The organism is Sorangium sp. So ce693 (genome assembly GCF_051521375.1).
In the GTDB taxonomy this organism is placed as follows: Bacteria; Myxococcota_A; Polyangia; order Polyangiales; family Polyangiaceae; genus Sorangium; species Sorangium atrum.
In genome coordinates, this window is the sequence record NZ_CP150347.1 from 10,315,625 (window position 1) to 10,340,649 (window position 25,025).

The window sequence follows — 25,025 nt, forward strand, 5'->3', positions numbered from 1 at the left end:
GATCACTCAATGGATGGCCCGAGGCCCACGCATCGCCAGGGCGACGAGGGGGCTCTGGGGGAACGGCATCAGGCGATGACGGCTCGAGACGACGAGACACGCGAGCCGCCCCGCGATCTCGAAGGTCGCGAGCGCGGCGGGCGCGCCGAAGTAATCGATCGGCACGAGATCGACGTTCCGCGCCGCCTTCGGCGTGGAACGCTCGTCGAGGATCTGCGCGAGCGCCTTCTGGTAGCTCTCGCCGGTCCGGGACATCCTGGCGCGGACGTCGGCGCGCAGCTTCTTGTGGTGGTGGCGGTTCCCCATCGGCCCTGTCCAGGTGATCTGCCGAGATCGGTCCTTGTCGGCCGGCACCGACGGAAGAGCGGCAGCATCACGAGCGGAGACCGCCGAAGGGCAGCGCCCTCTTCGCCCCTCGCGGAGCCGTGCCGGCGGCGAGCGAGGTGCCGGGCTCGGAGAGGCCCGTGAGGCGAAGTGTTCGCGGGAGCACGGCCGCTGTCAAGCAGGCGCCGGAGGGTCCGCGCCGGGTGGGGCCGTCGGCGCTGCGGTTCGCTGCTCAGCGCTGCGCCTCGCTGACGGGGTGCTCGGGGCCGGGGCGCCCGTCAGCCAGCGTCTCTCGGAGGCGCTCCTGCGTCAGCCCCGGGCTGCTCGACAGCCTGGTATCCGCGTGGGGATCGTCCGATCGGGCGACCGACTCCGCATGGGCCGTCTCGGGGCGCGCCTCGCTCAAGGGGTGGCGGCTACCGGGCCGCCCCGTTGCGAGCGTCGAGCCCTGGCCGATCTCGGGTGGAGACGCCGCGTGCGCCGGCCGCGGCGGGGGCGCTCCGGCCGAGCGAGGCGCGAAGAGGTCCGCCCAGTCCGGCAGGTGCCGCTGGAGCCGCAGGCGCTCGGCCTCGGGTAGCGCCTCGCCGATGACCTGGCACACGGCCTGGGCGTGCTCCATGCCAAAGCCGCGTGGCGCGCCCTCGCGGCGGGCGATGCGGTCGTAGAGCTCGTCGCGATCGAAGTCGCCCTGGTACGTGGCGCCCCGGACTGCTGCGGCGACCGGACCCGGCAGCCTACCGGCGATCGGGGCCGCCTCCTCCGCGAGCAGCCGCTCGCCGAGCGTCCGTGCTGTCACGGCGATCGCACGCTCGGCCTCGTCGCGGCCCTCGAAGCCGGCGCGGCGCTGCACCTCCTCGACGAAGCGGTCGTAATCCATGCGGGCCCTCCTTCCGGAGATAGTCCATTGCGAGACCCGTGCCAGGCGCGTGCGCAGGGCGGGCGACCTCAACCTAGGTCCGGCGACCTCAACCTGGGTCGGGGCGGCAACCTCAACCTGGGTCGGGCAACCTCAACCTGGGTCGGGGCGCCCAGCAAGCCCGATCCCGAGCGAGACGATGGTCTGGGCGACGCTCGGCCGGCTCCACCCCCGATGGAACGGCTAGCCCTCGCCGACGCGGCCCGCGCGCGCCTTGAGCTGCATCCGCAGCGCCTCGACCACGTGATCACGCAGCGCGACGGTCTTCCTCGGCAAGTGCTGGCCGCTCGGGAACACGAGGAAGACGCCGCCCGTCGGCGCCGTCCAGCGCGGCAGCACGCGGACGAGCGCTCCAGCGAGCACGTCCTGCTGAACGAGGAAGGTCGGGAGCAGGCCGATCCCACCGCCGTTGCGCACCACCTCGCGCGCGAAGAACCCGTCGTTCGCGAGCCACCGGACACGAAGCCGCGCGCGGGCGCGCGACACCTCGTCTCGCCCGAACGGGCTCGTCTTGATGAGCGCCACGCAATCGTGCCCCGCGAGATCGTCCAGCGTCCTCGGCGTCCCCCGCGCGGCCAGGTACGCGGGCGAGGCGTAGAATTGCAGGTGCAGCTCGCCCACCTTGCGCGCGACCAGCGTCGAGTCTCGCGGCTTCTTCGCGAAGAACCGGAACGCAACGTCGTACCCCTCTTTCACCAGATCCACCGGCTGCGTCGACAGGTGCATCTCGACCGTGATGCGCGGGTAGCGGCGGCAGAAGGCGGCGAGGATCTCCGCCAGCACCTCGGTTGCGAAGTCCGCCGTCGCCGTGAGCCGCAGCGTGCCTGACGGCTCGTCCTCGAGCTCCGGGAGCCCCTCGATCGCCTCCGTCAGCGCCTTGAGCCGCGAGCCGAGGCGGTCCACCAGCGCCTGCCCGGCCGTCGTCAGCGCCACGCTGCGCGTCGTCCGCTGCAAGAGACGCACGCCGAGCGAAGCCTCCAGCGACGCGACGCCCCGGCTGATCGTCGACTTGGGCACCCCGAGCCGGCGCGCCGCCTCCGTGAAGCTCGCCGTCTCGGCGACCGCCGCGAAGACGGAGAGGTGGTTCAGATCCATTGTTCCCATTTCGGCACACAGTAGCCAAAATCTGTGTGTTGCACCAGATTCGAGACAGAGGCAAACATCCGCTCAACCTCGTCACAGGGAGCTCTCATCATGTCTCAGCCTCTCCTCGTCACCGGCGCCAACGGCCAGCTCGGGCGGCGCGTCGTCGATCTCTTGCTCGCGCAGGGCGCAGGGCCGCTCCTCGTCACGACCCGGCACCCGGAGAAGCTCGGCGAGCTCCGCGCCCGCGGCGTCGAGGTGCGGCGCGCAGACTTCGATGCTCCCGCCTCGCTCGCGGAGGCGTTCGCGGGAGCGGCGCGTCTCTTGCTCATCAGCACCGACGCGCTGGACCGCCCGGGCCGGCGCATCGCGCAACACCGGAGCGCGCTCGAGGCCGCCGCGAAGGCGGGTGTGCGGCACGTGGTCTACACGTCGCTGACCAACCCCGGGCCGGGCTCGCCGATCACGATCGCGCCCGACCACCAGGCCACCGAGGACGCCCTCGCGGAGAGCGGGCTCGGCGCGACCGTCCTGCGCAACAACCTCTATACGGACTTCCTCGTGGCCTCGCTGAGGCGCGCGCTGGCGACGGGCCAGCTCGTCGCTGCGGCCGGCGACGGCAAGGCCGGGTATGTCACGCGCGAGGACTGCGCCCGCGCCGCGGCCGCGGCGTTGGCCGCCGATTTCGACGGCAAGCGCGTGCTCGATATCACTGGACCTGCGGCCGTGTCCCAGCGCGAGCTCGCGCAGATCGCCTCGGCCGTCACAGGCAAGTCGATCGACTACGTCCCCGTGCCGGGTGACGCGCTGGAGCAAGGCATGCAGAAGGCCGGGATCCCCGCGGCTATGGCCACGCTGCTCACCTCCTTCGACGAGGCGATCGCCCGCGGAACGCTGGATGTGACCACGAGGGCGGTGGAGGAGCTCACCGGCAAGCCCGCGGAGGACGTGCGGAGCTACCTCGCGCGCCACCGGGCAGCGCTGCTCGCGCCGGTCGAGGCCTGATCAGGCGGGAACACCGATGGCGAGCGCGTAGACGACAGGCTCGTTCATCCCAGCCATTCCGAGGAGCGAGCCAGAAGGCAAGCACGCGCAACCTCCTGCGCGATCGAGCAAAGCGTCACCGATGCGCTGCGCGCTTGGTGGGAGACGCGCTTGCGTCAGCCAGGATCGCCGACCTACGCCGCGGCGCGAGCCGGACGGGCGAGCACCTCGCGCTCTTGCGCCTCGCCCCCTTAGACCGGCAGCGAGAGCGCCTCCTCGGCCTCGGCGTGCCCGTCGCTGCAGAACGGGCGAACGACCCCAGGGTGAGCGCAGCGCAATCTGATTCGCAAATTTCCTGAAATTGGACGCGAAACTCCCTTACGCTGGCCTCCCGGGATCTGCCTGGAGGAGGAATGTTCATGCGTCGATGGTCCGTTCTGCTGTGCGCTTCAGCTGTCGTTGCATGTGGTTCGGGGGACGACTCACCGGGATACGACTCGTCGGGCGGCGGCGGCATCAGCTCCGGGGAAGGCGGAAGCGGGGGGCACGGAGGAAGCGGCGGGAACGGCGGAAACGGCGGAAACGGCGGGCTCCCTCCCGCATTTCGCTATGGCGCCAACCTCGGCCATCGCAACGCGGACTGGGGCGACGACAAGGAGGCCACGCTCGCAGCGCTCGCGGGGGTCCGCAGCCTCCGCATCAAGCTGCCCGCCGCCCATTTTGCGAGGTGGGGATACGAGATCGAGGTCGGGGACATTCAATCATATGCGTCCCTGGACATGGGGGATCACATCGGATTTCTCATCGGCTCCGAGTCGGTCGATCTGACGGTGGCGCCGGCCGACGCGGAGGACTGGCAGAACGAGTACTATATTCCAAAGAGCCTCTACGAGCCGATCTTCTCGGCCGACGGAACGGTGAATCAGGGCAACGCGTGGGCCTCTTACGTGTATCGGACCGTCGACACCTACAAGCCCTGGGTCAAGCTGTGGCACGTATGGAACGAGCCCGATTGGGTGGCCGACTGGCGCGTCACCGAGACATGGAAGACCGAACCGCCGAAGGCCGCCGATCTCCCCCGGTTCAACGGATCCATATTTGACTATATACGAATGCTGCGCGTCACGAAGGAGGCCGCGCGCAAGGCAGATCCGGATGCGCGGATCGCGACGGGGGGCATCGGATACCCCTCGTTCCTCTCGGCGATCCTGCGCTACACCGACAACCCCGACGGCGGTGCGGTCACGCCAGATTACCCGGAGAAGGGCGGCGCCTACATCGACGTGCTCGATTTTCACTATTACCCGATCTTCAGCCCGAAGAGCTCGGATGCGTCCGTCGACGATTTCCTCGCGTCGAAAGATGCGTTCGCCGCGACGCTCGCCGACGGTGGGGCGGAAGTGCAGAGGTGGAATGTCTCGGAGAACGGCGCGCCGCTCGCTCCGACGCCGGAGTACCCGGAGGTGGGGAGCCCGGAGTACGCGCGGAATTACCTCATCAAGATGATGATCATGGCGCAGGCGCACGGCATCGGCGGCGTCGACTGGTTCATTCTATCGAACGGCGAGGACGGGAGCGACGACGTGTTCGCGCACATGGGGCTCTACAACGATGTCGGCGCCCTCGCCAGCGTGGATCAGGCGACCAAGACCGACCTCGGCAAGGCGTACACCACCCTCAACGAGGTGCTCTTCGGCGCGTCCTACGATGACCGTACGACAAGGGAACTCGCGCTGCCGGGGGGCGCTCGGGGCGCCGTGTTCACGAAGGACGGCAAGCGCCGGATCGCCCTCTGGGCCGTGACGGCGAGCAGCACGGAGGAGGCGTCCGCGAGCGCCGAGCTAGCGACGGCAACGGGGTTCGAGGTCCATGCATGGGACGGCGCGAAGACCTCCGCCGACGCGAGCGGCGGCAAGGTGACGCTCGCCCTCTCGGGCAGCCCGGTGCTGCTGGTCGAGCGGTGACGGCGACCGACCCAGGTTGAGGCGACCTGGCGCGGCGACCCGACCCGACCCAGGTTGCGGCCCTACCCAACCCGCCGGACCGGGGTTGAGCTGCGGCACCGTCGTAGTTTCAGCTGAGCGGAACGCTATCTCACGGCACGCTCGATCCCCGGCTAAACAAGCTTGATGCCAAGCTGGGCTATTCGCTACGCTCGTCTTCCGGCACGAAATTTCCCGCTCGTTCACATAACGCCGATCGCAACCCCTCCGGACCCGCTCCTACGCATTCGGGACGACATCGCCCCTGCACATCCCATTGCGTACACCACCGCACAACGATCTGCCGGCTGCACCGCCGGCCCCAGACGGACGCGCCCCACGACAAGGCGCGGATGCCCTTGCCCGTCCTGCCCGCCTCCCTGCCGCGCCGCTGCTAAGGCTCTACACCGTGAGCACGACGTCGGCCACGCTGGCGCCGTGAAACGTGCGCATCCACCACGTCCCTGCGGGGAATACAGCGCTGCGCACGCCGGCACACCATCGCTCGAGTGCCGCACGGTACGACGCTCGAAACGCACGCACAGCGGCACCTGCGATTCGCCACGCGTCCCCCTGATTGCGACCAACCGCAAACGTCGGATTGCCGTCGCGCAGCGGCTCGAAGCTCGTCACGCGCTCGTAAGGGGACACCCTGCTGGCCCTCTCGGCGCCCAAGAAGCGAAGTCCTCGTCGCTGCACCTCCGCGCGGGCCCGCGCTTCCTGTCGCTCGAGCTCGGCAGAGACATCCTGGCGAAAGCTCTCCGCGCTGTCCTGCCCGATGGCTGGCGGAAGCGCGAGCGAGACGGTCACCTCCTCGGGCCACTGGGGGTTTTCCGGGTCGAGATACACCGAAGGCCGTGCCGCGCGCAGGGCGCCGCGACCGAGCTCGTCCACATCCACCTTGGCGCCTGGCCACTCGCGAGCATGCTGCACCAGGCCAGCGGCGACTGGATTCGCCATGACGTAAGCAATCTTCTCCACCACCGCCGCGCGCGTCAGCAGCCGCACCACGCTCGTGGCATCATGGTCCCACACGGGGCCTTCCCACCCGCGAAGCACCTTCGTGCCGAGCGCGACGATGCGATGGAAGAATTGCAAGAACCGCGGCAGGACGCCCCTCGTGTCTGTCACGACCAGGTGCAGATGCGTTGACATGGCGCAGAGCGCATGGACCTCGATGCCGTAACGGCGGGTCGACACCGCGAGGACGTAGACGAGGAGCCGGGTGATTGCCGCGTCCGGGCGGAAGAGCAGGTGCCGGCGCAGGACGCGACGGGTGATGAGGTAGGTGGCTCCGGCAGCGATCTCGCGGGGCTGGCTCATGACAGGTGCACCATGACAAGCTTTGTGCCACGGGTTTTCGTCAATCATTTCGCTGCTCGACCAAGCTTCGTGGGTGACGGCCGCCTGGCGGTCCGCCACCTGAGCTGGAGCCGTTGCCTACTCCAGCCTGACCTGGGTTGCTGTTAGTCCCATGCAGGTGGGGATGCCAACCTCGGTCTGCCAACCTGACCCACCGCCATTCTGGGTCGGACCCGGTGAGCCCGCCGGTGGACCCGGTGAGCTCGCCGGTCGCCCAAACCTTGGTCGGATCCATCGGGGTCGGATCCGTCGGTCGGTCGGTCGCCCCCAACCTGGGTCGGGCCCTCGTCATGATAGCGTCCGCTCATGGAGCTCCGCCTGCGCGGCCTCACCCACCTCGACCCGCTCGCCGTCCCTCTGCCCCATGGCACCGAGGTGACAACCCGGGTCGACCGCCTCCTCGGCGATCGACGTGTCCCGCAGGGCGCCATCGGGCGTGTCGTCGGCTCGGCCGGCGCGGAGCTCGACGTCATGCTCGTCGGCGTCGGCGTCGTCCGCTACAACCGCGACGAGCTCGTCCCGCGTAAGGCCGGCCAGGTGCGGCATGCCGAGCGGCGGAGCGCCGCCTGGGACGCCCTCCGGCCCACCGTGGTCCTCGAGGCCGTCGTGGGCTCGCGCGCTTGGGGGCTCGCGAACGAGGGCTCCGACACCGACAGGCGCGGCGCCTTCGCTCTCCCCTTCCCCTGGACCACAGGCCTCGCCGAGCCGCCCAGGGACCTCGTGAGCACCGACGGCAGCTCCTCCTATTGGGAGATCGAGAAGGCGATCCGCCAGGCCCTGCGCGCCGACCCCAACACCCTCGAGCTGCTCTTCGTCCGGACCGCAGAGGCGCGCGACGACATCGGCGCGTGGCTCCTCGAGGCGCGTGGTGCGTTCGTCTCCTCGGCCATCTACGGCAGCTTCGGCCGCTACGCGCTCTCCCAGCTGAAGCGGCTCTCGCAGGCGCACCGCCTCGCCGAGCACCGGGAACGGGTGCTCGAGTGGCTCGCCGACGACCCCTCGCTGGCGCTCGCCGAGGTCGCCCGCAAGCTCGCCGCCGTCAGCCCGCGCGCCGCGCCGACCCAGGTTGACCGGGAGCTCCAGGCGAAGGAGTACATCAAGCAGCTCTATCGCTCCCTCCACGACCAGGGCCTCCTGCCCGCCCGCGACTTCGCCTCGCTCGTGGCCTTCGCGCGCGCGGGCAGGGCCTCGCTCGATCCCGCCCGCGACCTCCGCCCCAAGAACGCCTACAACTTGGTGCGCCTGATCGCGACCGCCATCCGCTGGCTGCGCGACGGCGAGGTCGATCTCGTGGTGCAGGGAGACCTGCGCGAGACGCTCCTCGCCATCAAGAGCGGCGCCTGGCCGCTCGATCGCACCATCGAGCTCGCCGAGTCGATGACGCCCGACCTCGAGGCTGCGCGACTCGCCACCAAGCTGCCGCCGCACCCCGACGTGCCCCGGGCCGACGTGCTCCTCCGGCGGGTCCGCGAGGAGATCGCCCGCCGGCACCTCGCGACGGAGCCCGGCCCCCTCGGCAAGGACGCTCCCCCCGCGCCGGTCGCAACCTGGGACGACGGAGACGCAACCTGGGACGGCGGAGACGCGGCCCCCACGCCCGGAAACGAGGAGAGAAAGGACGACGGATGAACCCCCAGGTGCTCGAAGCAAAGCAGCAGGAGGTCGCGGCGCGCGTCATCGCCGAGGAAGAGGCCAAGCGTTCGCACCTCGTCATCGCCCTGAGCGGCGCCCACGCGTACGGCTTCCCCTCGCCGGACAGCGACCTCGACCTCAAGGCGGTCCACGTCGAGCCGACCGAGAAGCTGCTCGGCCTCCACCGCAGCAACGCGAGCCCCGAGCGGATGCAGGTCATCGACGGCGTCGAGATCGACTACACCTCGAACGAGCTCCACCCCGTCCTCATCGGCGTCCTCCAGGGCAACGGCAACTACATCGAGCGGATCCTCGGCCCCCTCCAGCTCCACGTCGATCCCGACCTGGCCTCGCTTCGCCCGCTCGTCGCCGCCGCGCTCTCGCGCCGGATCTTCCGCCACTACATCGGCTTCGCCACGAGCCAGCTCCGCGCTTGGGAGGCGGGAGGCCGCTCGTCGGCGAAGAAGCTCCTCTATGTCCTCAGGACCACGTTGACCGGCGCCCACGCCCTCCGGACGGGCGAGATCGTAACCGATGTCACCACGCTCCTCGATCTCTACGGCTTCAGCGCCGCGCGCGAGTTGATCGAGGCCAAGCGCGCCGGCGAGCAGGCGCCGCTCGCTCCCGACGTCGCCGAGCGCTGGGCCGAGCAGATCGCCCGGGCCTTCACGACCCTCGAGGCGGCCCGCGATCACGCCGTGCTGCCGGAGGAGCCGCCCAACCACGGAGAGCTCAACGACTGGCTGCTCGCGCTGCGCAAGGCCCGGCTCTGAGGCGCGGGAGGGCTCGCAGGCACGTACATCGACGTGTGGACACGGGCACGCCCGAGCGTCGGCCCCTGGACGGCTCACCGCGGTCCCACGCTCGTCCCCCGGCGAACGCCCGGCCAGCCTCATCTCACCGCGGCAGCGCGCAGCCGTCCCCGCACGCCTTGCGGCCATCGCCGCACTTCACCGCGGCAGCGCGCAGCCGTCCCCGCACGCCTTGCGGCCATCGCCGCACTTCACCGCGGGCCCCTGCCCAACGCAGGTCACCGGGCATCCTCCCCCGGTATTGGAGCAAGACACCGCGCACGAGCCCATGCACATCACCTGGCACCCTCCGACCCGATTGCACCTCACGACGCTCCCGTCGCCCACGACGTGAGCGCACTTGTTGACGTCCTCGCAGGTGATCGAGCACCCCGCGCCGCAGGTCACCTGGCACGTCTCCGCGTTGCGGCAGTCGGTGGAGCAGCCGTCTGCGCACGTCGTGCTGCACACCTTGCTTTTCGCACAGGAAGACTGGCAGTCGCCGGCGCAGTGGCTCGCGCAGCTCTCTCGATCGGAGCAGCTCGGCCTGCAGCCGGGCGCGTCGCCGCACGTGAGCAGGCAGCTCGCCGGCGCCTTTCCCGGACCGCCCCCCGGGCAAGTGCAAGGCACGCCCGGCGGACAGCCGGCGGGGTCGACCGCGAGCACCGCAGCGCTCCGGGCCTGCGCGACATCCTGGAGCGACACCGGCGCGCCGCTGTCGCCAGCGTCGCCGGCGCCCGGGTCGCGGGAGGGCCAGAGCAGCAGCACCATCCCGACCCCCACGCAGAAGAGCAGCACCGCCACCCCGCCGACGACGGCGATCTGCGTCGCTCCCGGTGCGCGCTGCCCCCGCCCCCGGGGCGCTGCCCCCGCCCCCGCCGCCCCCGGATAAGGCTGGCCCGGATGAGCCCCCGTCGAGGCAGCCACCGCTGCCGGCATCACCCCGGCCGGCGGGCTCGCGCTCGGATAATGCGCCCCCGCCGGCGGCCCGTCGGGGATGGCCCGGCCGTACGCGCGCGTGCGCTCGTCCATCCTGGCCTGCTCCCCCGTCGCGAAGGGAGGCTCCTCGCCCCGGCGCAGGGCGCGCACGTCGGCGAGCATCGTTTGCGCGTCCGGGTAGCGCCGCTCGACCTGAAAGGCGAGCGCCCGGTCCACGACGCGCGCGACCCGCGGATCCACGCCCGGCGCCACCGTCAACAGCGGAGGAGCCGGCGTCGTGCCCCTCTTCACGAGGAGCTCTCCCTCGGTGAGCCCGTCGTCGTCGTGGACTCGACGGTTCGCGAGGACGGTGAACATCGTCGCGCCCACCGCGTAGAGGTCGGCCCGCCCGTCCACGTTCCTCCCCAGGATCTGCTCGGGCGCCATGTAGCTTGTCGTGCCCAGCACCGCGCCCGTCCGCGTCTTCAGCCCCGAGCCGCCCTGCTTCATGCGCGCGATCCCGAAATCGAGCACCTTGAGCCGCCCATCGCGGGTCACGAACAGGTTGTCCGGCTTGATGTCCCGATGGACGATCCCGGCGTCGTGCGCCGCCTTGATGACCTCGAGCAGCGTGTCCATGTGGGCCAGGAGCTCGGTCAATGAGATCGTACCGAGCCGCAACACGCGCTCGCGGAGGCTCTCTCCGTCGAGCAGCTCCATGACAAGGAACGGCTCTCCCCGCTCGGTCACGTCGATGTCGTGGACCTGCACCGCGGCCGGGTGCCCGAGCCGCGCGGCGGCGAGCGCCTCCTGCTCGAAGCGGGCGCGGAGCTCGCGAGACACCGCGCCCTCCGGGTGCAGGATCTTGATGGCCACGCGGTGCCCCACGTGATGCGTGGCCGCGTAGACGGCCGCCATCCCCCCCGCCCCGATCAGCGCGTCAATCCGCCATTTTCCGTGGAGGGTCGTCCCGACGCGGGCTTTCAGCCGCTGGATCTCCTCCTCTTCCGCTTCCGACATCGGCGCGGAGGCTAGCACGGGCGGCCTCGCGGCCGGCTCCCGCGGACGCCGCGCGGCGCCTTGTCACGCCCCCCGGCCGCGGCCGCGGCCCGCCATCTCCCACGCCGTCGCCACCGCCTCTTCCGCGCTCGCGGCCGACACGATCCGATCCGAGCGCCGGTCGTCCACGCGCCCCCCGGCGAGCTGCCTCGCCCAGCCGCCGCTCGTCGCGAGCGCGAGCAGCGGCTTGCCGAGCTGCCAGGCAACGGCGACCTCGCTCAGCGTGCCCGCGCCTCCGCCGACGACCACGACCACGTCGGCCGCGGCGACGACCAGGATGTTGCGCCCGATCTGCATGCCGGTCGGGACGACGATGTCCACGTACGGGTTGGCCGCCGACGCCTCGTACCCTGGCAGGATCCCCAGGATATCGCCGTCACGCCACGTCGCCGCCGCGCGCCCGCCGCGCGACACGGCGGCCATGACGCCCCCCAGCCCCCCGGTGACCAGCCGGAACCCCGCCTCCACGGCGCGCCGCCCGAGCTCGACGCACACAACCTCGGTCGCCGCGTCCACCGCGAGGCCGTTGCCGATGACCGCCATCACGGGGCGGCGCGGCACGTAGGGCGCGATGTCCCGCTTCGTGTCCTCGTCTTCTCGCTCGTCCCGATCGTCGTCCATCACGGCTCCGCTCCGGCGCCCGCTATTTCAGCCGGCCGATGAGCTGATCGCCCAGGTTCGGTTGATCGATCTTCCCGAGCCAGATGCTCCACACGGCCTTCATGAAGTCCACGCCGGCGACGCTCGCGCTGCTGCCTCCGACCGCGACGGTCGTGGTCTTCTTCTCCGGGTCGTACTGGATGGTGATGCGCGCCCCTTCCTTCAGCTCTCCCTGGAACGCGCCCACGAACGCCTTGATCTTGGCCTGATCCTTGTACCCGTTCATCGCGAAGGCGCCTGTCAACGCGTCGTGGATCTTCTCCTTGTCCACGTCGCGCAGCATCTTCCAGACGAACTTCTTCGGGACGTCGGCGTCGATCACCGCCTGCTTCGATCGCGATGCCGGCGTCTGCTTCATGAAATGGCTGATCTCGTAGACGTCGATGTCGATGAACGCGATCGTCTTGACGCGGACGCCGGTGCCCGTCAGGGCCCAGTCGTCGGCCCTGACCGGGGCGGCGGCGGCGAAGGTGAAGAGGGCCGCGAGGGCGACGACCAGGACCATGAGCTTCTTGGGAATGAGCTTCATCGGAGACCCCCTGGAGGGCGCGGGCCGGCCGAGCCCACCCGAGGGCACCGCTCCCCGGGCCTGCCGTTCGTGCGCCAGCTCGAGCTAGCCCCCGCGGCCGCGTGGAGTCAAGGCTCGCGCCGGCGCCGCGAGCGCGCTCGGTCGCGTGGTCGCGTGTCGCCCGGCGCCTGGTCGCGCTACCGCTGGGCCGGGTAGAGGCCGTCCACGGCGTCGGCCCAGAGCTTGTTCATGGCCACCCGCCCGGCGGGATCCGGGTGCACCTTGTCGGTGAACCGGTCGGGGTGGTCCTTGAACCACGTATACAGATCCGGCCCAGGAGGGAGGCCGTTCTGCTGCGTCAGCTCGTCGATCGCCTGGTTGAACACCGGGACAGCATCGTGGTTGCCGTCCGGCGAGAACGGGATGTGCGCGAGCACCGGGACACGGCCCGCTGCCTCGATCTTGTCGATGATCTGCTGAAGGTTCGCCTTGAAGGTGCTCGGGTCGGTCTGGCCCCAGGAGTCGTTGGTGCCGTAACCGATGGCGAAGTAGTGGAAGTCGGGGTTCAGCTCCAGGACGTCATCGATGCGATCGAGCGCGCTGGGCTTGTCGCTGCTCTTCGTGAGCTCGCTCCCGATGCCGCCGTTGATCATCGCCGGATAGTGGGCCGGGTGCGCGGCGTGCACGTTCTCGGCGAAGCTCGGCTGCGTGGCCGGGGTGTCGCGGTCGTAGGCGAACGCCGTGATGCTGTCGCCGAGGAAGAACCACGTGTCCTCCGCGCCCTTCGAGATGTCGTGCACGTCGATCTCGTCGAGCTGCACGCCGGTGTCGTCGGTCATCGCGGGGGCCGCGGTCACGACGAGCCGGACCCAGCTCTTGCCGCCGAAGTCGAAGCTGTGGGCGCGCGTGCGGACCGGGTTGTCGGTCACCTCCGCGACCTTGGTCCAGGTGCCGTCCGAGCCGTTCGTGGAGTCGCTCGACGTCTCCACGCGGTAGGCGCCCGGCGCCCCGTATTGCACGTCCGTGTAGTTGTAGTTGTACGAGGCCGTCCAGCTCAGGAGCAGCCGCTCGTACCCGGTGCCGACCTGGATGGCGACCCAGGCGGGCGCTGCCGAGGTGGGCTTGCCCGCGATCCAGGTCCCTGCCGACCTGTACTTGCCGTCGTTGATCACCGACGCCGTCCCCGCCGAGGCGAAGGCCGGCTTGCCGCGAGAGATGATGGGATTGGGCACGATCCCCTGCGCGTCCGTACCCCCGCCGGCGCCGCCACCGCCGGTGCCACCGCCGCCGCCACCCGTATCCCCGCCGCCACCCGTATCCCCGGCGCCGCTCGTACCGCCGCCCGCGCCGCCCGTGCCCTGCGCGGTGGTGCTCCCGGAGCCCCCGGAGCTCGCGGACGAGCCGCCCGTGCCCCCGGAGCTCGCTGACGAGCCGCCGCCGTCGTCATCCGAGCAGGCCGACAGGAGGACTACCGCCCCCAGCGTGAGGACCAGGAAAGGTGACCGGTGAAATGAACGCAAAGCCATCGAAACTGACCTCCAGCGCCGGGCACTCTGGGGCAGTTCGGCGCCACGATCAACAGCGGAGGTGACCTCCGTCATCGATCCACGCCGATTAGATGAACCGGTAAATACAAGTTCGCTGCACCACGGCTCGCAGTGGCTCATGACAATGCTTTGGGTGGCAGAATTGTCAACTGAAACGGTAAATATACGGAGGTGTTCTCCGCGGCGCCGGCGGGACGGCAGGACCTCGCGACGGACGGTATCCGCGTCGGGCGCTCCCACACAAGCCAGCACGCGCGACGCCAGGCGAGCGACGAGCGGTGCCGTCAGGGGGCGCTCCGGTGATACCGCCCGATACGGCGCGCTTGACAGCGACGACGGTTCCAGCGTCCATGCGCCAAGAGGCAGCACGCGAGGGGTGAACCATTGAACGCCAAGAAAGAGCCGACACTGCGGGCGCCGGGACGAGCGAGGACGGCCGGGCTGGTAGCGGGGCTCTTGGCGGTCGCCACGCCCCTCGCGGCAGCGGCGGACCCCTCGGGAGCCCCGGGCGCCGGCCCGGTGGCGGGAGGTATCGAGGGCCTGGTGCAGAGCGCCGCCCACTTCCGCCTGGCCAACGGCCTCGAGGTGCTCCTGGAGGAAGATCACAGGCAGCCGACGGTGGCCGTCGTCGTCGCGTACGAGATCGGCAGCCGAGATGATCCGCGGGGCTATGACCAGCTGGCGCACCTCGTCGAGCACATGACGTACCGGGGCTCGCGTCACATGAAGCCGCTCGAGGCGCTGAGCCGGCTCGAGCGAGCAGGGGTGCACCGCATGAACGGGATCACGGGCCCCGACTACACCGCCTACTACGCGCTCGTGCCAGCGGCCGCGCTCCCCCTCGCGCTGTGGATCGAGAGCGAGCGCATGGCATTCACGCTCGAGCGCTTCAACGAGCAGGCGCTCGCGCTCGAGCAGAAGATCGTGCGCAACGAGCTCCTGGAGAGCCATGGCATCGAGGGGATGTTCCGGCGCCACACCTTGCGCGCCATCTTCGGGCAGGACCACCCTTACTCGGGCGCAGAGCTCCCTCTCGACGATCTCGAGGCGATCGAGCTCCGGCACGCGCAGTGGTTCTTCCAGCAAGGCTACCGTCCGAGCAACGCGCGCGTGATCCTGGTCGGCGACATCGATCCACAGGCGACCCGCGCCCTCGTGGAGCGGTACTTCGGCCCGGTGGTCAATCCGAAGGCGCCGTTCGTGCGCCGGCGGACGGCCCCGCCCGCCTTCGCCGCGGCGCGGCGAGTGACCTTCGAGCATGCGGTGTATCGTGAGCAGCTCGAGATGTGCTGGGCGGCACCGCTCGCCGCGTCGCGCGAGCGGGTCGCGGCGGGGCTCGTCGCCGACGCGCTGGCGCAGTCGCTCCGGGCGCGCCTCGTCGATGATCAGGGGCCCCTGTCGCACGTCGATACGGACATCGATGACCTGGACCTGGGATCGGTGTTCTCCGTCTCGGCGACCCTGGCGAAGCACGCGACCCACGACGGCGTCGAGGCGGCGATCGAGCGGGAAATCGGCCAGATGTGGGGCATGGACTGGGGCGCCGTGCTCCCGGAGGTGAAACAGACCGCGATCGTCCGCGAGCTCATCTCGCATGATAAGCCGCTGGCGCGCGCGTTCCGACACCTGCAGTCGCTGCGCTCCACGTCGCTACCTTTCAACGTGGCACGGCGGATCGCTGAGATCGGCGGCGTCACCCCCGACGACGTGCTGCGCCTGCGCCGCTACTTCACGGCGGATCGACGCCTCGTCGCCCGCCTCGTCCGCGTGGAGCCCGAGGATCTCGCGTCCCCTGAGGGCAAGTTGACCGTCGACGCGCGCTGAGGTGTCCGCATGAGACGAGCAAGCATGGGATGGGCAGCGCTCTTCGGGGCAGCGCTCGCAGGCTGCGGCTCGCGGGTGGAGCTGCCTCCTCCCCTGCTCCCGCTCACGCCGACCCCGGACGCCGAGTTCCGCGCGAACGCGCCGCCGCCCACGGCGGAGCCAGCGCTGCGGGTCCACGACGTCCGCTCGACCGAGCTCGAGAACGGCATGACGACGCTCGTCGTCGAGCAGCCCGAGCTGCCGCTCGTGACGCTGGTCTACGTCAACCGCGCGGCCCGCGACGATGGAGCGCCGCGCAACGCCGGGCTCGCGGAGCTCACGGCCCGGATGTTGAACGAGGGGACCCGACTGGAGAACGGCGAGGTCCTGCGCCAGCTCCGCATCAGCGGTGAGCTCCCCGGGTGGAGCGTGGGCTCCGCCGGAACCGCGATCGCGATCACGACGCTGGCGTCTGGCGCCGAGAAGGCGGCGTGGCTTCTGGCGCGGCTCGTCCAGCACCCCGTCTTCGAGGCCGACGCGCTCGAGCGCGCGCGGCGCGCAGTCCCAGCAGCTGTTCAGCCGCTCCCTCCGTATCTCTTCCCAGCTGAACGAGCTCGCCCTCGAGGGGCTGTATGGCCCCGATCACCCTCTGGCGCTTCCATTCAAGACCTTCGGGAGCAATCTCAGGCGCTTCTCGGGACATCAGGTGAGGAGCTTTTACTCGCGGCAATACGGCCCGCGCGACAGCGCCCTCATCGCCGTGGGCGCCGTGCAAGCCGATGCGATCTTCACGCTCGCGCGCCGCCACTTCGGCGCATGGTCCCCCGCGCAGGGCCAGGTGCCGCCTGAGCCAGCGCCGCCAGCGGTCGTCCCCCGCGGCGACCGGAAGATCCAGATCGGCGCGATCGCGGCCGACACGTCCGACGCCAGCCTGGTCATCGCTTTGCCATGCGCCGGCTTGTCAGACCCGGACGCCCTCGCCTTCGATCTCATCGCCATGCTGATCGGCGGGCTCACCGTGTCGCGCTCTGCAGCCGCGCTCCGGCACGACACGGGAATCAGCTATGGGGTGCACACCACGTGTTATGAACGCAGGACCGCTGGCGAATTCTTGATCGAGCTCAGCGCCGATCTCGATCGCGCAGGTGAGAGCCTGGAGAAGATCCTGACGGAGATCCAGCGGGTCAAGAGCTCTCCGGTGACGCTGGCCGAGCTAGAAGCGGCGAAGATGCGGTTCCTCGGCCAGACGGCCGCCGCTGTGTCGTCGACTCCGGGTCTGGCCGGCGCTCTCGTGGACCTCTATTTGAATGCGCTGCCGCTCGACCACCTGGCGACGCTGGAGCGCCGGGTGCGCGCCATCAGCGCCGAGCAGCTGCAGCGCGCCGCGGCGCGGTACTTTGACGCCCAGATCGGCGTCGCCGTCTATGGGCCCCCGCGGTTGCTCCACGACCAGCTCGTGAGCCTCGGCGACGTCCAGTGGTCGATGCTGAAGGCGACGAAGTGACAGCCACCTGCTCCTGTACGTCAGGGATCTACCCGCCCCCCGCCACCTCGCTCCAGTCGATGTCGAACCGCGCCAGGTACTTCCGCAGACGGTCCGCGTCGTTGACGCTCTTCTTCTTCGCCCGCGACGCCGCGAACAGCGCCCGTCCCGCCTCCGACAGCGACCGCGCGCCCTTCAGCACCCGCAGCACCTCGGCGAGCTGCACCCGGTCGAACGGGTCGAGCGCCGCCGCCCGGCGCGCGCCGAGCGCCGCGACCACGAGATCGTCCCCATCGCTCCCCTCCCCCGCCGCGCCACCCGCGGCGAGCGCTCGCCCGCCCGCCGCCGGCGCTCGCCGCCAGGCCTCCACGAGACGCCCGATCTCCTCGTCCACGATCGGCACGCTGATCCTCCCCCCGGGCGCGAGCGTCGCCATCCGCGTCACGGCCGCGTTGAAGTCGCGGAAGTTGCCCGGCCACACCGCCTCTCGCGACGTCGCGAACTCGAGGAACCGCGCGCGCGCGTCGCGGCTCATCGTGATCCGCACGCCGAGCAGCCGCGCCGAGGCGTCGAGCTCGTAATCGAGGTTCGGCTCGATGTCCTCGACCCGCTCCCGGAGGCCCGGGAGCCGGAAGGTCCACAGGTTGATCCTCGCCAGGAGGTCCTCCCGGAAGCGCCCCGCCGCCACCTCCAGCGCGAGATCCCGGTTCGTGCCGGCGAGCAGCTGGAACTCGCTCCTCACCTCCCTGTCCGAGCCGACCGGCAAGAACGCCTTCTCCTCGATCGCCCGCAGCAGCATCGCCTGCTCGTCCGCGCCGAGCTCGCCGATCTCGTCGAGGAACAGCACCCCCTCGTGCGCCTTGCGCAGGAGCCCCGGGCGGTCCTGGAGCGCCCCCGTGAACGACCCCTTCGTGTGCCCGAACAGCGCCGACATCGCCCCGTCGCCGCGGATCGTCGCGCAGTTCAGATCCACGAAGTCACCGCCCACCTGCCGGCGACCCTTCTTGAGGTCGTAGATCTTCCGCGCGAGCTGCGACTTCCCCGCCCCCGTCGGGCCCATCAGCAGGATGGGCGCGCGCGACGCGATCGCCACGTGCTCGATCCGCTCGATCAGCCGGTTGTACGCCGCGTTGCGCGTGTCGATGCCGCTCTTCAGGAACGACACCCCCTCGCGCTGCTCCTTCTGGAAGCGCGACGCGATGCGGTCGTACTTCGAGAGATCGAGATCGATGATCGTGAACGACCCGGCCGCGAGCTCCTCACGGTCGCGCTTCGGCGGCGACGTCTGGATGAGCCGACCCGGGAAGTACCGCGACTCCGTGAGCAAGAACAGGCAGATCTGCGCGACGTGCGTGCCCGTCGTGATGTGGACGAGGTAGTCCTCCCGGTCCGGCGCGAACGGGTACGCCCTCGCGAAGTCGTGAAGCGCGCCGTACACCGCCTCGAAGTCCCAAGGATCGTCCACCTCGACCACGTGAGCGCGGATGTCCGTCTCCGGCGAGGCGTGCCGCACGTCGCCCATCACCGTCTCGGCCAGGCCCTCGAAGCGGCGCTGGTAGAGCAGCTCGAACCGATCAACGATCAGGTCCTCGTGCTGGCAGAGCGCCACGCTCGGGCGCCAGCGCGACCAGCGCTCCGGCGTCTTTCCGGTGTCCAGCGTCGGGCCGAGCATGCCGAGGACCACGGTGGTCTTGCGTGTCATAGAAGATTCTCTAACCGTTTTATACACAGGTCTAATCCGCAGGGCCAGGGGCCCGCGATCGCCTGGATTTCGAGTGGCACGCGCCGTGCGATGCGCAGGAACGACGGACCGACGGAGACCGACGAAGACCGACGGACCCCACCGAGAACGAGCGTCGCGGCGCGAGCCGGACGGCTCGACCCCTCACCGGAGATCTTGCCATGGAGCGAAGCTACAACGTCATCCCCACGGACTCGGGCGTGCCCATCAAGGCGTGGACGGTCGGCGTGCCGTTCGAGACCGCCGCGGAGGCGCAGCTCAAGAACCTCGCCGCGCTGCCGTTCATCCACAAGTGGATCGCCGTGATGCCCGACGCGCACCAGGGCATCGGCGCGACCGTGGGGAGCGTGGTCGCGACGAGCGGCGCGGTCATCCCGGCGGCGGTGGGCGTCGACATCGGCTGCGGGATGATGGCGGCGCGCACGAGCCTCTCCGCGTCGCAGCTGCCGGACGCGCTGCGCGGGCTCCGGACGGCCATCGAGGGCGCCGTGCCGCACGGCCGCACCGACAACGGCGGGAAGAACGACCGCGGCGCGTGGCGCTCGCCGCCCCCCGCCCAGGTCGCGGCGTGGGCCGAGCTCGAGCCGCGGTACCGGCAGATCGTCGAGAAGCACCCGCGCATCGGGCGCGGCTATGCCATCGAGCACCTCGGCACGCTCGGGACCGGCAACCACTTCATCGAGCTCTGCCTCGACGAGGAGGACCGCGTCTGGGTGATGCTGCACAGCGGGTCGCGCGGCGTCGGCAACCGGGTCGGGAGCTACTTCATCGAGCTCGCCAAGCAGGAGATGAGGCGCTTCTTCATCAACCTGCCCGACAGCGACCTCGCGTACCTGCCGGACGGGACGAGGCACTTCCACGATTACATGCAGGCGGTGTCGTGGGCGCAGGACTTCGCGGCGGTGAACCGCGAGCTGATGATGGCGCAGGTGGTCGAGGCGCTCCGCGGCTCGGGCGAGCTGCCGCCCTTCGACGCGACCGTGGCGGCGGTGAACTGCCACCACAACTACGTGGCGCGCGAGCACCACTACGGGAAGGACGTCCTCGTGACCCGCAAGGGCGCCGTCCGCGCGCAGGCGGGCGATCTCGGGATCATCCCGGGCAGCATGGGCGCGCGGTCGTTCATCGTCCGCGGGCTCGGCAACCCGGAGAGCTTCTGCAGCTCGAGCCACGGCGCGGGCCGCGTCATGTCGCGGGGCGAGGCGCGCCGCCGCTTCTCCGTCGCGGACCACGAGGCCGCGACCGCAGGCGTCGAGTGCCGCAAGGACGAGGACGTGATCGACGAGACGCCGGCGGCTTACAAGCCGATCGACGACGTGATGAGGGCGCAGAAGGATCTCGTCGAGATCGTCCACACCCTGCGGCAGGTCGTCTGCGTGAAGGGGTGAGCCGTGCGCCCCGACGCCGTGATATCGCTGATCCAGGGGAGAGCCGACCGCCATGCTGACCATCGATGGATCCATCGGAGAGGGAGGGGGCCAGATCCTCCGCACGACGCTCGGCCTCTCGCTGATCACGCAGACGCCCGTCCGTATCACCTCGATCCGCAAGGGCCGCGCGCGCCCGGGCCTGATGCGGCAACACCTGACCTCGGTCCGGGCCGCGGCCCAGATCGGCCGCGCCGAGGTGTCGGGCGCCGCGCTCGGCTCGCAGGAGATCGTGTTTCGACCGACCGCGATAGTCCCCGGAGAGCACTCGTTCCAGGTCGGGAGCGCGGGGAGCACGACGCTCGTGCTGCAGACCGTCCTGCCCGCGCTGCTCCGCGCGCCCGCGCCGTCGGCGCTCACGCTCGAGGGCGGCACGCACAACCCCCTGGCGCCGCCGTTCGACTTCCTGGATCTCGCCTACCTGCCGCTCGTGCGGAGGATGGGGCCGGACGTCACCGCGACGCTCGTGACGCCCGGCTTCTACCCCGCCGGCGGCGGGCTGGCCCGCGTCTCGATCGCGCCGGCGCCGGCGCTCGCGCCGCTCGAGCTCCTCGAGCGCGGGGAGATCCGCGGCCGGCGAGCGGTCGCGACGGTGTCGAACCTCCCGGCCGCCATCGCGGTGCGCGAGCTCGACGCGGCGGCGGCGGTGCTCGGCTGGGAGCCGGGCTGCTTCAAGCCCAGCGTGCTGAAGGGCGGGAACGGCCCAGGCAACGTGCTCACCATCGCCGTCGAGAGCGAGCACGTGACCGAGGTCTTCACCGGGTTCGGCGCGAAGGGCGTGCGCGCGGAGTCCGTCGCCACGAAGGCCGCCGAGGAGGCGCGCGACTACCTCGCCGCGGGCGTCCCCGTGGGCGAGCACCTGGCCGATCAGCTGCTCTTGCCGATCGCCCTCGCGGGCCGCGGCGCCTTCCGGACGGTGCGCCCGTCATCCCACACGACAACCCACCTCGGGCTGCTCCGAGATCTCCTCGGGATCCGCGCGTCGGTCGAGCAGATCTCGGACGCGGCGTGGCAGATCGAGATCTGGCGCTGAGCGCGGTCCACGGCGGATCCACGGCCGATTGACGGCGGCGTCCCGGTTGTGCCACATCACGACGAGCGTACGGCGCGCCCTGCGTCGCGGGCTGCCCCGCGGCAGGGCGGCGCGCCCGGACGGCGGCGACGCGGAAGGCGGGACAATGGCGAAGCGCGATTACCTCAAGATCACGGACACGACCCTGGCCGAAGCGCACCGGGTGCTCAGGCTCGCCGCTCGCCTGAAGGAGGAGCCGAAGGGGCGGCGCACGACGATCCTCGCCGGCCGGGCCATCGCGGTCGTCCTGGAGAAGGCGAGCACGCGCACGCGCGTGTCGTTCGAGGTCGGCATCGCGCAGCTCGGCGCCCAGCCGGTCGTGCTGAGCACCCAGGGCAGCCAGCTCGCCCGCGGCGAGCCGATCCGCGACACGGCGCGCGTGCTCGCCCGGTACTGCGACGCGATCGCGTTCCGCACGTCGTCGACCGCGCGCCTGCTCGAGATGGCGGAGGCGAGCGTGCCGGTGATCAACGCGCTCTCGGACGACGGCCACCCGGTGCAGGTGCTCAGCGACATCTTCACGATCCAGGAGGCGCTCGCGGCGAGCGGGGACAGGACCGGCGTCGCCGGCCGGCGCATCGCGTTCCTCGGCGACTGCGCGAGCAACATGGCGCGCTCGTGGCTCGAGGCGGCGCAGCTCTTCGATTTCCACCTCGTGCTCGCGGGGCCCGAGGGGTACATGCCGCCCGCGGACGAGGTCGAGCGCGCGCGGAAGACGGGCCACGTCACGATCACGCACGATCCGCGCGAGGGCGCGGCGGGCGCGGACGTGGTGAACACGGACGTGTGGGCGAGCATGGGACACGAGGCCGAGGCGGAGAAGCGCCGCACCGCGTTCGCCGGCTGGACCGTGGACGCCAAGGTGATGGCGAAGGCCGCGCAGCACTCCATCGTGCTTCACTGCCTGCCGGCGCACCGCGGCGAGGAGATCGACGACGAGACGCTGGAAGGGCCGCGCTCGCGCGTGTGGGATCAGGCCGAGAACCGGCTGCACGTGCAGAAGGCACTCATGCTGTGGCTGCTCGGCGTCGAGCTGGCCTAGAGCGGGCGCGCGCCGCGCAGCGTCAACCGAGGAGGGCACCGCGCCGGGACTGGACGGAGGCCTCGTCGTTGCCCGAGCGGCCCGTGAGGTCCGCGACGACCTGCACCAGGTCGGCAGGGTCGATCGGCTTGGCGACGTGCTTCTGGAAGCCGGCCGCCAGCGCTCTCCTCCGGTCCTCGAGCCGGGCATAGGCGGTCAGGGCCACGGCGGGGATACGCCGGATCTCGTCCCGACCCGCCGCGCGCAGCTGGTGAATCAGCGCATAGCCGCTCTCCCCCGGCATACCGATGTCGCTGAGCAGGACATCGGGCCTCAGCCGCTCCAGGATGCTCATGGCCTCGCTCGCCGAGCCGGCCGTGGTGACCCGCGCGCCCGCTCCCTCCAGCAAGAACGCGAGCATCTCCCGGGCGTCCGGCTCATCCTCGACGACGAGGACGTGAACGCCAAAGAGCGGCGGCGGCTCCCCGCTCCTCGGCAGGGCGCGCCCCGGCGCAGACGGCGGCCCCTCGTGCGCGGCGGAGGGCGCCGCGGGCAGGGGGAGCGCCACCGTGAACGTCGCTCCTCTCCCCTCGCCCGGGCTCTCCGCCTCCACCGTGCCGCCGTGCAGCTCGACGAGGTGGCGGACGATCGCGAGCCCCAGGCCGAGCCCGCCGTGAGCCCTCGTCGGCGAGGAGTCGCCCTGACGGAAGCGGTCGAACACGTACGGCAGGAACGACGTGGCGATGCCCTTGCCGTTGTCCGTGACCGAGATCGCGACCTGCGCGTCGCTCCGCCCCACCCTGACGGTGACCAGCCCTCGCTTCGGGGTGAATTTCACCGCGTTGGAGAGCAGATTCCACATGACCTGCTGGAGGCGATCCGGGTCGCCGCACACGTGGCTGAGCCCCTCGCCCGGCTCGATGCGGATCTCGATCTCCTTCGCCTTCGCCGTCGGCGTGATGGTGTCCACGGCGGCGTCGATGACCGAGGCCAGATCCACGGCGATCGTGCGGAGCCGCAGCTTGCCCGTGATGATCCGGGAGACCGTCAGGATATCGTCGACGATCTGCGCCTGCGCGTGGGCGTTGCGCTCGATCGACGCCATGCCCTGCTTGACGCGCTCCGGGCCGAGGTCCTTGTCCTTGATCAGCCGCGCCCAGCCGAGGATCGCCGTGAGCGGCGTCCGCAGCTCGTGGGAGACCGTCGCGAGGAACTCGTCCTTCATGCGGTTCGCGTCCTCGGCCCGGATGCGGTCCTTCTCCGACTGGGCGAGCGCCTGCTGCTCGCGGCGGAGCAGCTCCGTGCGCTCGCGCTCGAGCTGCTTCAGCTCGGTGATGTCGACGACGGCGCCCGTCAAGAACAGCGGAGAGCCGTCCCGATCGGCGACGATGCGCCCGCGATCGTGGACCCACCGGATCGACCCGTCGGCGCGGACGATGCGGTGGATGAGGTCGTAGATGCACCGCTCGCGGACGCACCGCTCGTGCATGGCGATCACCGCGTCGAGATCCTCCGGGTGGACGCGGCTCAGCCAGTCGCCCATGGGCTGCGTCGTCTCGCGCTCATCCAGGCCCAGGATGCGGTTCAGGCTCGCGTCCCTCGTGTCGTACTGAGTCACCAGGTCGACTCGCCACGTGCCAACGTCCGCCGCCCACGTGGCCAGCCGGAGCCGATCCTCCCGGTCCTGGAGCGCGCTCTCGATCCGGAACCGCTCGGTCAGGTCGACCGAGGCGCCGACCATGCGAATCGCCTTGCCTCCCGCGTCCCGGAGCACCGTGCCGCGATCGAACACGCGGGCGACGGAGCCGTCGCCGCGGTAGACGCGGTACTGCGCCGACCAGGTGTCGGCGTCCCCGTGGATGAGCTCCTCGAGCGCGCGCGCAATGCGGTCGCGATCCTCGGGCAGCACGCGGTCCACCCACCACGCGCCGGTCGGGGCCGTCTGCTCGGGCTTGTAGCGGAAGACCTCATGAAACGTCGCGTTGCGCTCGACCCGGTCCGTCCGGATATCCCAGTCCCAGATCGGGTCCTTGATCGCTCGACCGAGGAGGCGATAGCGCTCGTCCTGCACGTCCGCCTCCAGGCGCGCGCGCTGCTCCCGGGCGTCTGCGTGCGCGGCGCCAGCGGCGGGGCCCGCGAGCGCGACCGCGGCCTGATCGGCGAGCGCCTCGATCAGCCAGGCATCGCCGCCGGAGGCCGGGGTGTCCCGCTCGACCGCGAGCACGCCAGAGACACGGCCGTCGACGATCAGCGGCGCGGCGGCGACGTGGGCCGCCCCGTCCAGCGCTCGCGCTATCCCGTCGTCGACGCTCGGGAGCGGGTGGCCGCAGAGCTCGGCGAGCAGCGCCGGATCCAGCCCCAGCGCCGCTCGCACGACCGGGCGCTCGTCCTCGTCGTTCAGGATCAGGACGGCCCTGCCGGAGCCGCTCAGGCGCGTCGCCGCCGAGAGGACGATCTCTTGAATCGCGCGGGCCGAACACGCCGACGCGAGCGCGCGGCTGGCCTCGGTCAGCGCGCGGACCTGCGAACGGTGCCTCTCCTCGTGTTCGATCACAGGCAGACGACCCTCGGATCCGGGATGAGGGTACTCTCGCGGACGATGGGTGTGCATCCCTGACCAGATCAGCCGGGCACGCTCTTGAAACACGACGCCACCACACCAGAGCACGAGCAGGCGGTATGCCTCTTGCAGCCCTGTCATAGGAGCGCGTC

General features: G+C 70.8%; 19 protein-coding genes. 9 read left to right on the forward strand and 10 right to left on the reverse strand.

Annotated features, from left to right (window positions below; all coding sequences use genetic code 11):
- Positions 1–6: 6 nt before the first annotated feature.
- The 3 genes from WMF14_RS38530 to WMF14_RS38540 all read right to left on the reverse strand — a co-directional run bounded on the left by WMF14_RS38530 (position 7) and on the right by WMF14_RS38540 (position 2,344).
- On the reverse strand, positions 7–306 hold the full coding sequence (locus WMF14_RS38530) for a hypothetical protein (protein ID WP_272103960.1): 300 nt from the start codon (positions 304–306) through the stop codon (positions 7–9).
- A 250-nt stretch (positions 307–556) separates the two neighbouring features.
- Positions 557–1,201 carry a DUF2267 domain-containing protein gene (locus WMF14_RS38535; RefSeq protein ID WP_437794604.1) on the reverse strand — a complete coding sequence of 215 codons (645 nt, stop codon included), beginning with the start codon at positions 1,199–1,201 and terminating at the stop codon, positions 557–559.
- A 222-nt stretch (positions 1,202–1,423) separates the two neighbouring features.
- Positions 1,424–2,344, reverse strand: a complete 921-nt coding sequence (locus WMF14_RS38540) for a LysR substrate-binding domain-containing protein (RefSeq protein WP_437794607.1) — start codon at positions 2,342–2,344, stop codon at positions 1,424–1,426.
- A 90-nt stretch (positions 2,345–2,434) separates the two neighbouring features.
- Between WMF14_RS38540 and WMF14_RS38545 the strand changes: the two genes are divergently transcribed.
- Together WMF14_RS38545 and WMF14_RS38550 are read left to right on the forward strand one after the other, a co-directional pair.
- Positions 2,435–3,328, forward strand: coding sequence for an SDR family oxidoreductase (locus tag WMF14_RS38545; RefSeq protein WP_437794610.1), 894 nt, complete (start codon positions 2,435–2,437; stop codon positions 3,326–3,328).
- A 398-nt stretch (positions 3,329–3,726) separates the two neighbouring features.
- Positions 3,727–5,271: a hypothetical protein gene (locus WMF14_RS38550; protein ID WP_437794613.1), complete on the forward strand. Its 1,545-nt coding sequence runs from the start codon at positions 3,727–3,729 to the stop codon at positions 5,269–5,271.
- A gap of 420 nt (positions 5,272–5,691) precedes the next feature.
- Here WMF14_RS38550 and WMF14_RS38555 read toward each other — a convergent pair whose 3' ends face one another.
- On the reverse strand, positions 5,692–6,612 hold the full coding sequence (locus WMF14_RS38555; protein WP_437794615.1) for a transposase: 921 nt from the start codon (positions 6,610–6,612) through the stop codon (positions 5,692–5,694).
- Positions 6,613–6,957: 345 nt separating this feature from the next.
- Here WMF14_RS38555 and WMF14_RS38560 point away from each other — a divergent pair, with 345 nt between their 5' ends.
- Both WMF14_RS38560 and WMF14_RS38565 read left to right on the forward strand, forming a co-directional pair.
- The gene (locus tag WMF14_RS38560; protein WP_437794618.1) at positions 6,958–8,280 is read left to right on the forward strand and encodes a DNA polymerase beta superfamily protein; all 1,323 of its coding nucleotides are present in this window, start codon (positions 6,958–6,960) and stop codon (positions 8,278–8,280) included.
- Positions 8,277–9,056 (forward strand): nucleotidyltransferase domain-containing protein, encoded by a 780-nt coding sequence (locus WMF14_RS38565; RefSeq protein ID WP_272103952.1) that lies wholly within the window; start codon positions 8,277–8,279, stop codon positions 9,054–9,056. The genes WMF14_RS38560 and WMF14_RS38565 overlap by 4 nt, the downstream gene beginning before the upstream one ends.
- 177 nt (positions 9,057–9,233) lie before the next feature.
- On the opposite strand, the gene WMF14_RS38570 is transcribed toward WMF14_RS38565, so the two are convergent.
- The 4 genes from WMF14_RS38570 to WMF14_RS38585 all read right to left on the reverse strand — a co-directional run bounded on the left by WMF14_RS38570 (position 9,234) and on the right by WMF14_RS38585 (position 13,745).
- Entirely contained in the window at positions 9,234–11,012 is a 1,779-nt protein-coding gene (locus WMF14_RS38570) for a serine/threonine protein kinase (protein ID WP_437794621.1), read from the reverse strand.
- A gap of 63 nt (positions 11,013–11,075) precedes the next feature.
- Positions 11,076–11,672 (reverse strand): TIGR00725 family protein, encoded by a 597-nt coding sequence (locus WMF14_RS38575; RefSeq protein ID WP_272103949.1) that lies wholly within the window; start codon positions 11,670–11,672, stop codon positions 11,076–11,078.
- Positions 11,673–11,694: 22 nt separating this feature from the next.
- Positions 11,695–12,240: a chalcone isomerase family protein gene (locus tag WMF14_RS38580; protein WP_272103947.1), complete on the reverse strand. Its 546-nt coding sequence runs from the start codon at positions 12,238–12,240 to the stop codon at positions 11,695–11,697.
- Between the two features lie 176 nt (positions 12,241–12,416).
- Positions 12,417–13,745, reverse strand: a complete 1,329-nt coding sequence (locus WMF14_RS38585; RefSeq protein WP_437794623.1) for a GDSL-type esterase/lipase family protein — start codon at positions 13,743–13,745, stop codon at positions 12,417–12,419.
- Positions 13,746–14,150: 405 nt separating this feature from the next.
- Between WMF14_RS38585 and WMF14_RS38590 the strand changes: the two genes are divergently transcribed.
- Both WMF14_RS38590 and WMF14_RS38595 read left to right on the forward strand, forming a co-directional pair.
- Entirely contained in the window at positions 14,151–15,590 is a 1,440-nt protein-coding gene (locus WMF14_RS38590; RefSeq protein WP_437794625.1) for a M16 family metallopeptidase, read from the forward strand.
- Between the two features lie 685 nt (positions 15,591–16,275).
- Positions 16,276–17,073: a M16 family metallopeptidase gene (locus WMF14_RS38595; protein WP_437794627.1), complete on the forward strand. Its 798-nt coding sequence runs from the start codon at positions 16,276–16,278 to the stop codon at positions 17,071–17,073.
- Positions 17,074–17,101: 28 nt separating this feature from the next.
- On the opposite strand, the gene rtcR is transcribed toward WMF14_RS38595, so the two are convergent.
- On the reverse strand, positions 17,102–18,754 hold the full coding sequence (gene rtcR / locus WMF14_RS38600) for an RNA repair transcriptional activator RtcR (protein ID WP_437794631.1): 1,653 nt from the start codon (positions 18,752–18,754) through the stop codon (positions 17,102–17,104).
- A 200-nt stretch (positions 18,755–18,954) separates the two neighbouring features.
- On the opposite strand from rtcR, the gene WMF14_RS38605 reads away from it, so the two are divergent.
- The 3 genes from WMF14_RS38605 (at position 18,955) to argF (ending at position 22,334) form a co-directional block, all read left to right on the forward strand.
- Positions 18,955–20,181, forward strand: a complete 1,227-nt coding sequence (locus WMF14_RS38605; protein ID WP_437794633.1) for an RtcB family protein — start codon at positions 18,955–18,957, stop codon at positions 20,179–20,181.
- A gap of 52 nt (positions 20,182–20,233) precedes the next feature.
- Positions 20,234–21,253, forward strand: a complete 1,020-nt coding sequence (gene rtcA / locus WMF14_RS38610) for an RNA 3'-terminal phosphate cyclase (protein ID WP_437794636.1) — start codon at positions 20,234–20,236, stop codon at positions 21,251–21,253.
- A 145-nt stretch (positions 21,254–21,398) separates the two neighbouring features.
- Positions 21,399–22,334 (forward strand): ornithine carbamoyltransferase, encoded by a 936-nt coding sequence (argF, locus tag WMF14_RS38615; protein ID WP_437325005.1) that lies wholly within the window; start codon positions 21,399–21,401, stop codon positions 22,332–22,334.
- Positions 22,335–22,356: 22 nt separating this feature from the next.
- On the opposite strand, the gene WMF14_RS38620 is transcribed toward argF, so the two are convergent.
- The gene (locus WMF14_RS38620) at positions 22,357–24,867 is read right to left on the reverse strand and encodes a hybrid sensor histidine kinase/response regulator (RefSeq protein ID WP_437794639.1); all 2,511 of its coding nucleotides are present in this window, start codon (positions 24,865–24,867) and stop codon (positions 22,357–22,359) included.
- Positions 24,868–25,025 lie beyond the last annotated feature (158 nt).

Excerpts from the sequence above, each read along its gene's own strand:
- WMF14_RS38560 (WP_437794618.1), top strand. The coding sequence starts at position 6,958 with ATGGAGCTCCGCCTGCGCGGCCTCACCCACCTCGACCCGCTCGCCGTC.
- WMF14_RS38605 (WP_437794633.1), top strand. The coding sequence starts at position 18,955 with ATGGAGCGAAGCTACAACGTCATCCCCACGGACTCGGGCGTGCCCATC.
- WMF14_RS38585 (WP_437794623.1), bottom strand. The coding sequence starts at position 13,745 with ATGGCTTTGCGTTCATTTCACCGGTCACCTTTCCTGGTCCTCACGCTG.
- WMF14_RS38530 (WP_272103960.1), bottom strand. The coding sequence starts at position 306 with ATGGGGAACCGCCACCACCACAAGAAGCTGCGCGCCGACGTCCGCGCC.
- WMF14_RS38535 (WP_437794604.1), bottom strand. The coding sequence starts at position 1,201 with ATGGATTACGACCGCTTCGTCGAGGAGGTGCAGCGCCGCGCCGGCTTC.
- WMF14_RS38555 (WP_437794615.1), bottom strand. The coding sequence starts at position 6,612 with ATGAGCCAGCCCCGCGAGATCGCTGCCGGAGCCACCTACCTCATCACC.
- WMF14_RS38545 (WP_437794610.1), top strand. The coding sequence starts at position 2,435 with ATGTCTCAGCCTCTCCTCGTCACCGGCGCCAACGGCCAGCTCGGGCGG.
- WMF14_RS38575 (WP_272103949.1), bottom strand. The coding sequence starts at position 11,672 with ATGGACGACGATCGGGACGAGCGAGAAGACGAGGACACGAAGCGGGAC.
- WMF14_RS38570 (WP_437794621.1), bottom strand. The coding sequence starts at position 11,012 with ATGTCGGAAGCGGAAGAGGAGGAGATCCAGCGGCTGAAAGCCCGCGTC.
- WMF14_RS38580 (WP_272103947.1), bottom strand. The coding sequence starts at position 12,240 with ATGAAGCTCATTCCCAAGAAGCTCATGGTCCTGGTCGTCGCCCTCGCG.
- WMF14_RS38540 (WP_437794607.1), bottom strand. The coding sequence starts at position 2,344 with ATGGGAACAATGGATCTGAACCACCTCTCCGTCTTCGCGGCGGTCGCC.
- rtcR (WP_437794631.1), bottom strand. The coding sequence starts at position 18,754 with ATGACACGCAAGACCACCGTGGTCCTCGGCATGCTCGGCCCGACGCTG.
- rtcA (WP_437794636.1), top strand. The coding sequence starts at position 20,234 with ATGCTGACCATCGATGGATCCATCGGAGAGGGAGGGGGCCAGATCCTC.
- argF (WP_437325005.1), top strand. The coding sequence starts at position 21,399 with ATGGCGAAGCGCGATTACCTCAAGATCACGGACACGACCCTGGCCGAA.
- WMF14_RS38550 (WP_437794613.1), top strand. The coding sequence starts at position 3,727 with ATGCGTCGATGGTCCGTTCTGCTGTGCGCTTCAGCTGTCGTTGCATGT.
- WMF14_RS38565 (WP_272103952.1), top strand. The coding sequence starts at position 8,277 with ATGAACCCCCAGGTGCTCGAAGCAAAGCAGCAGGAGGTCGCGGCGCGC.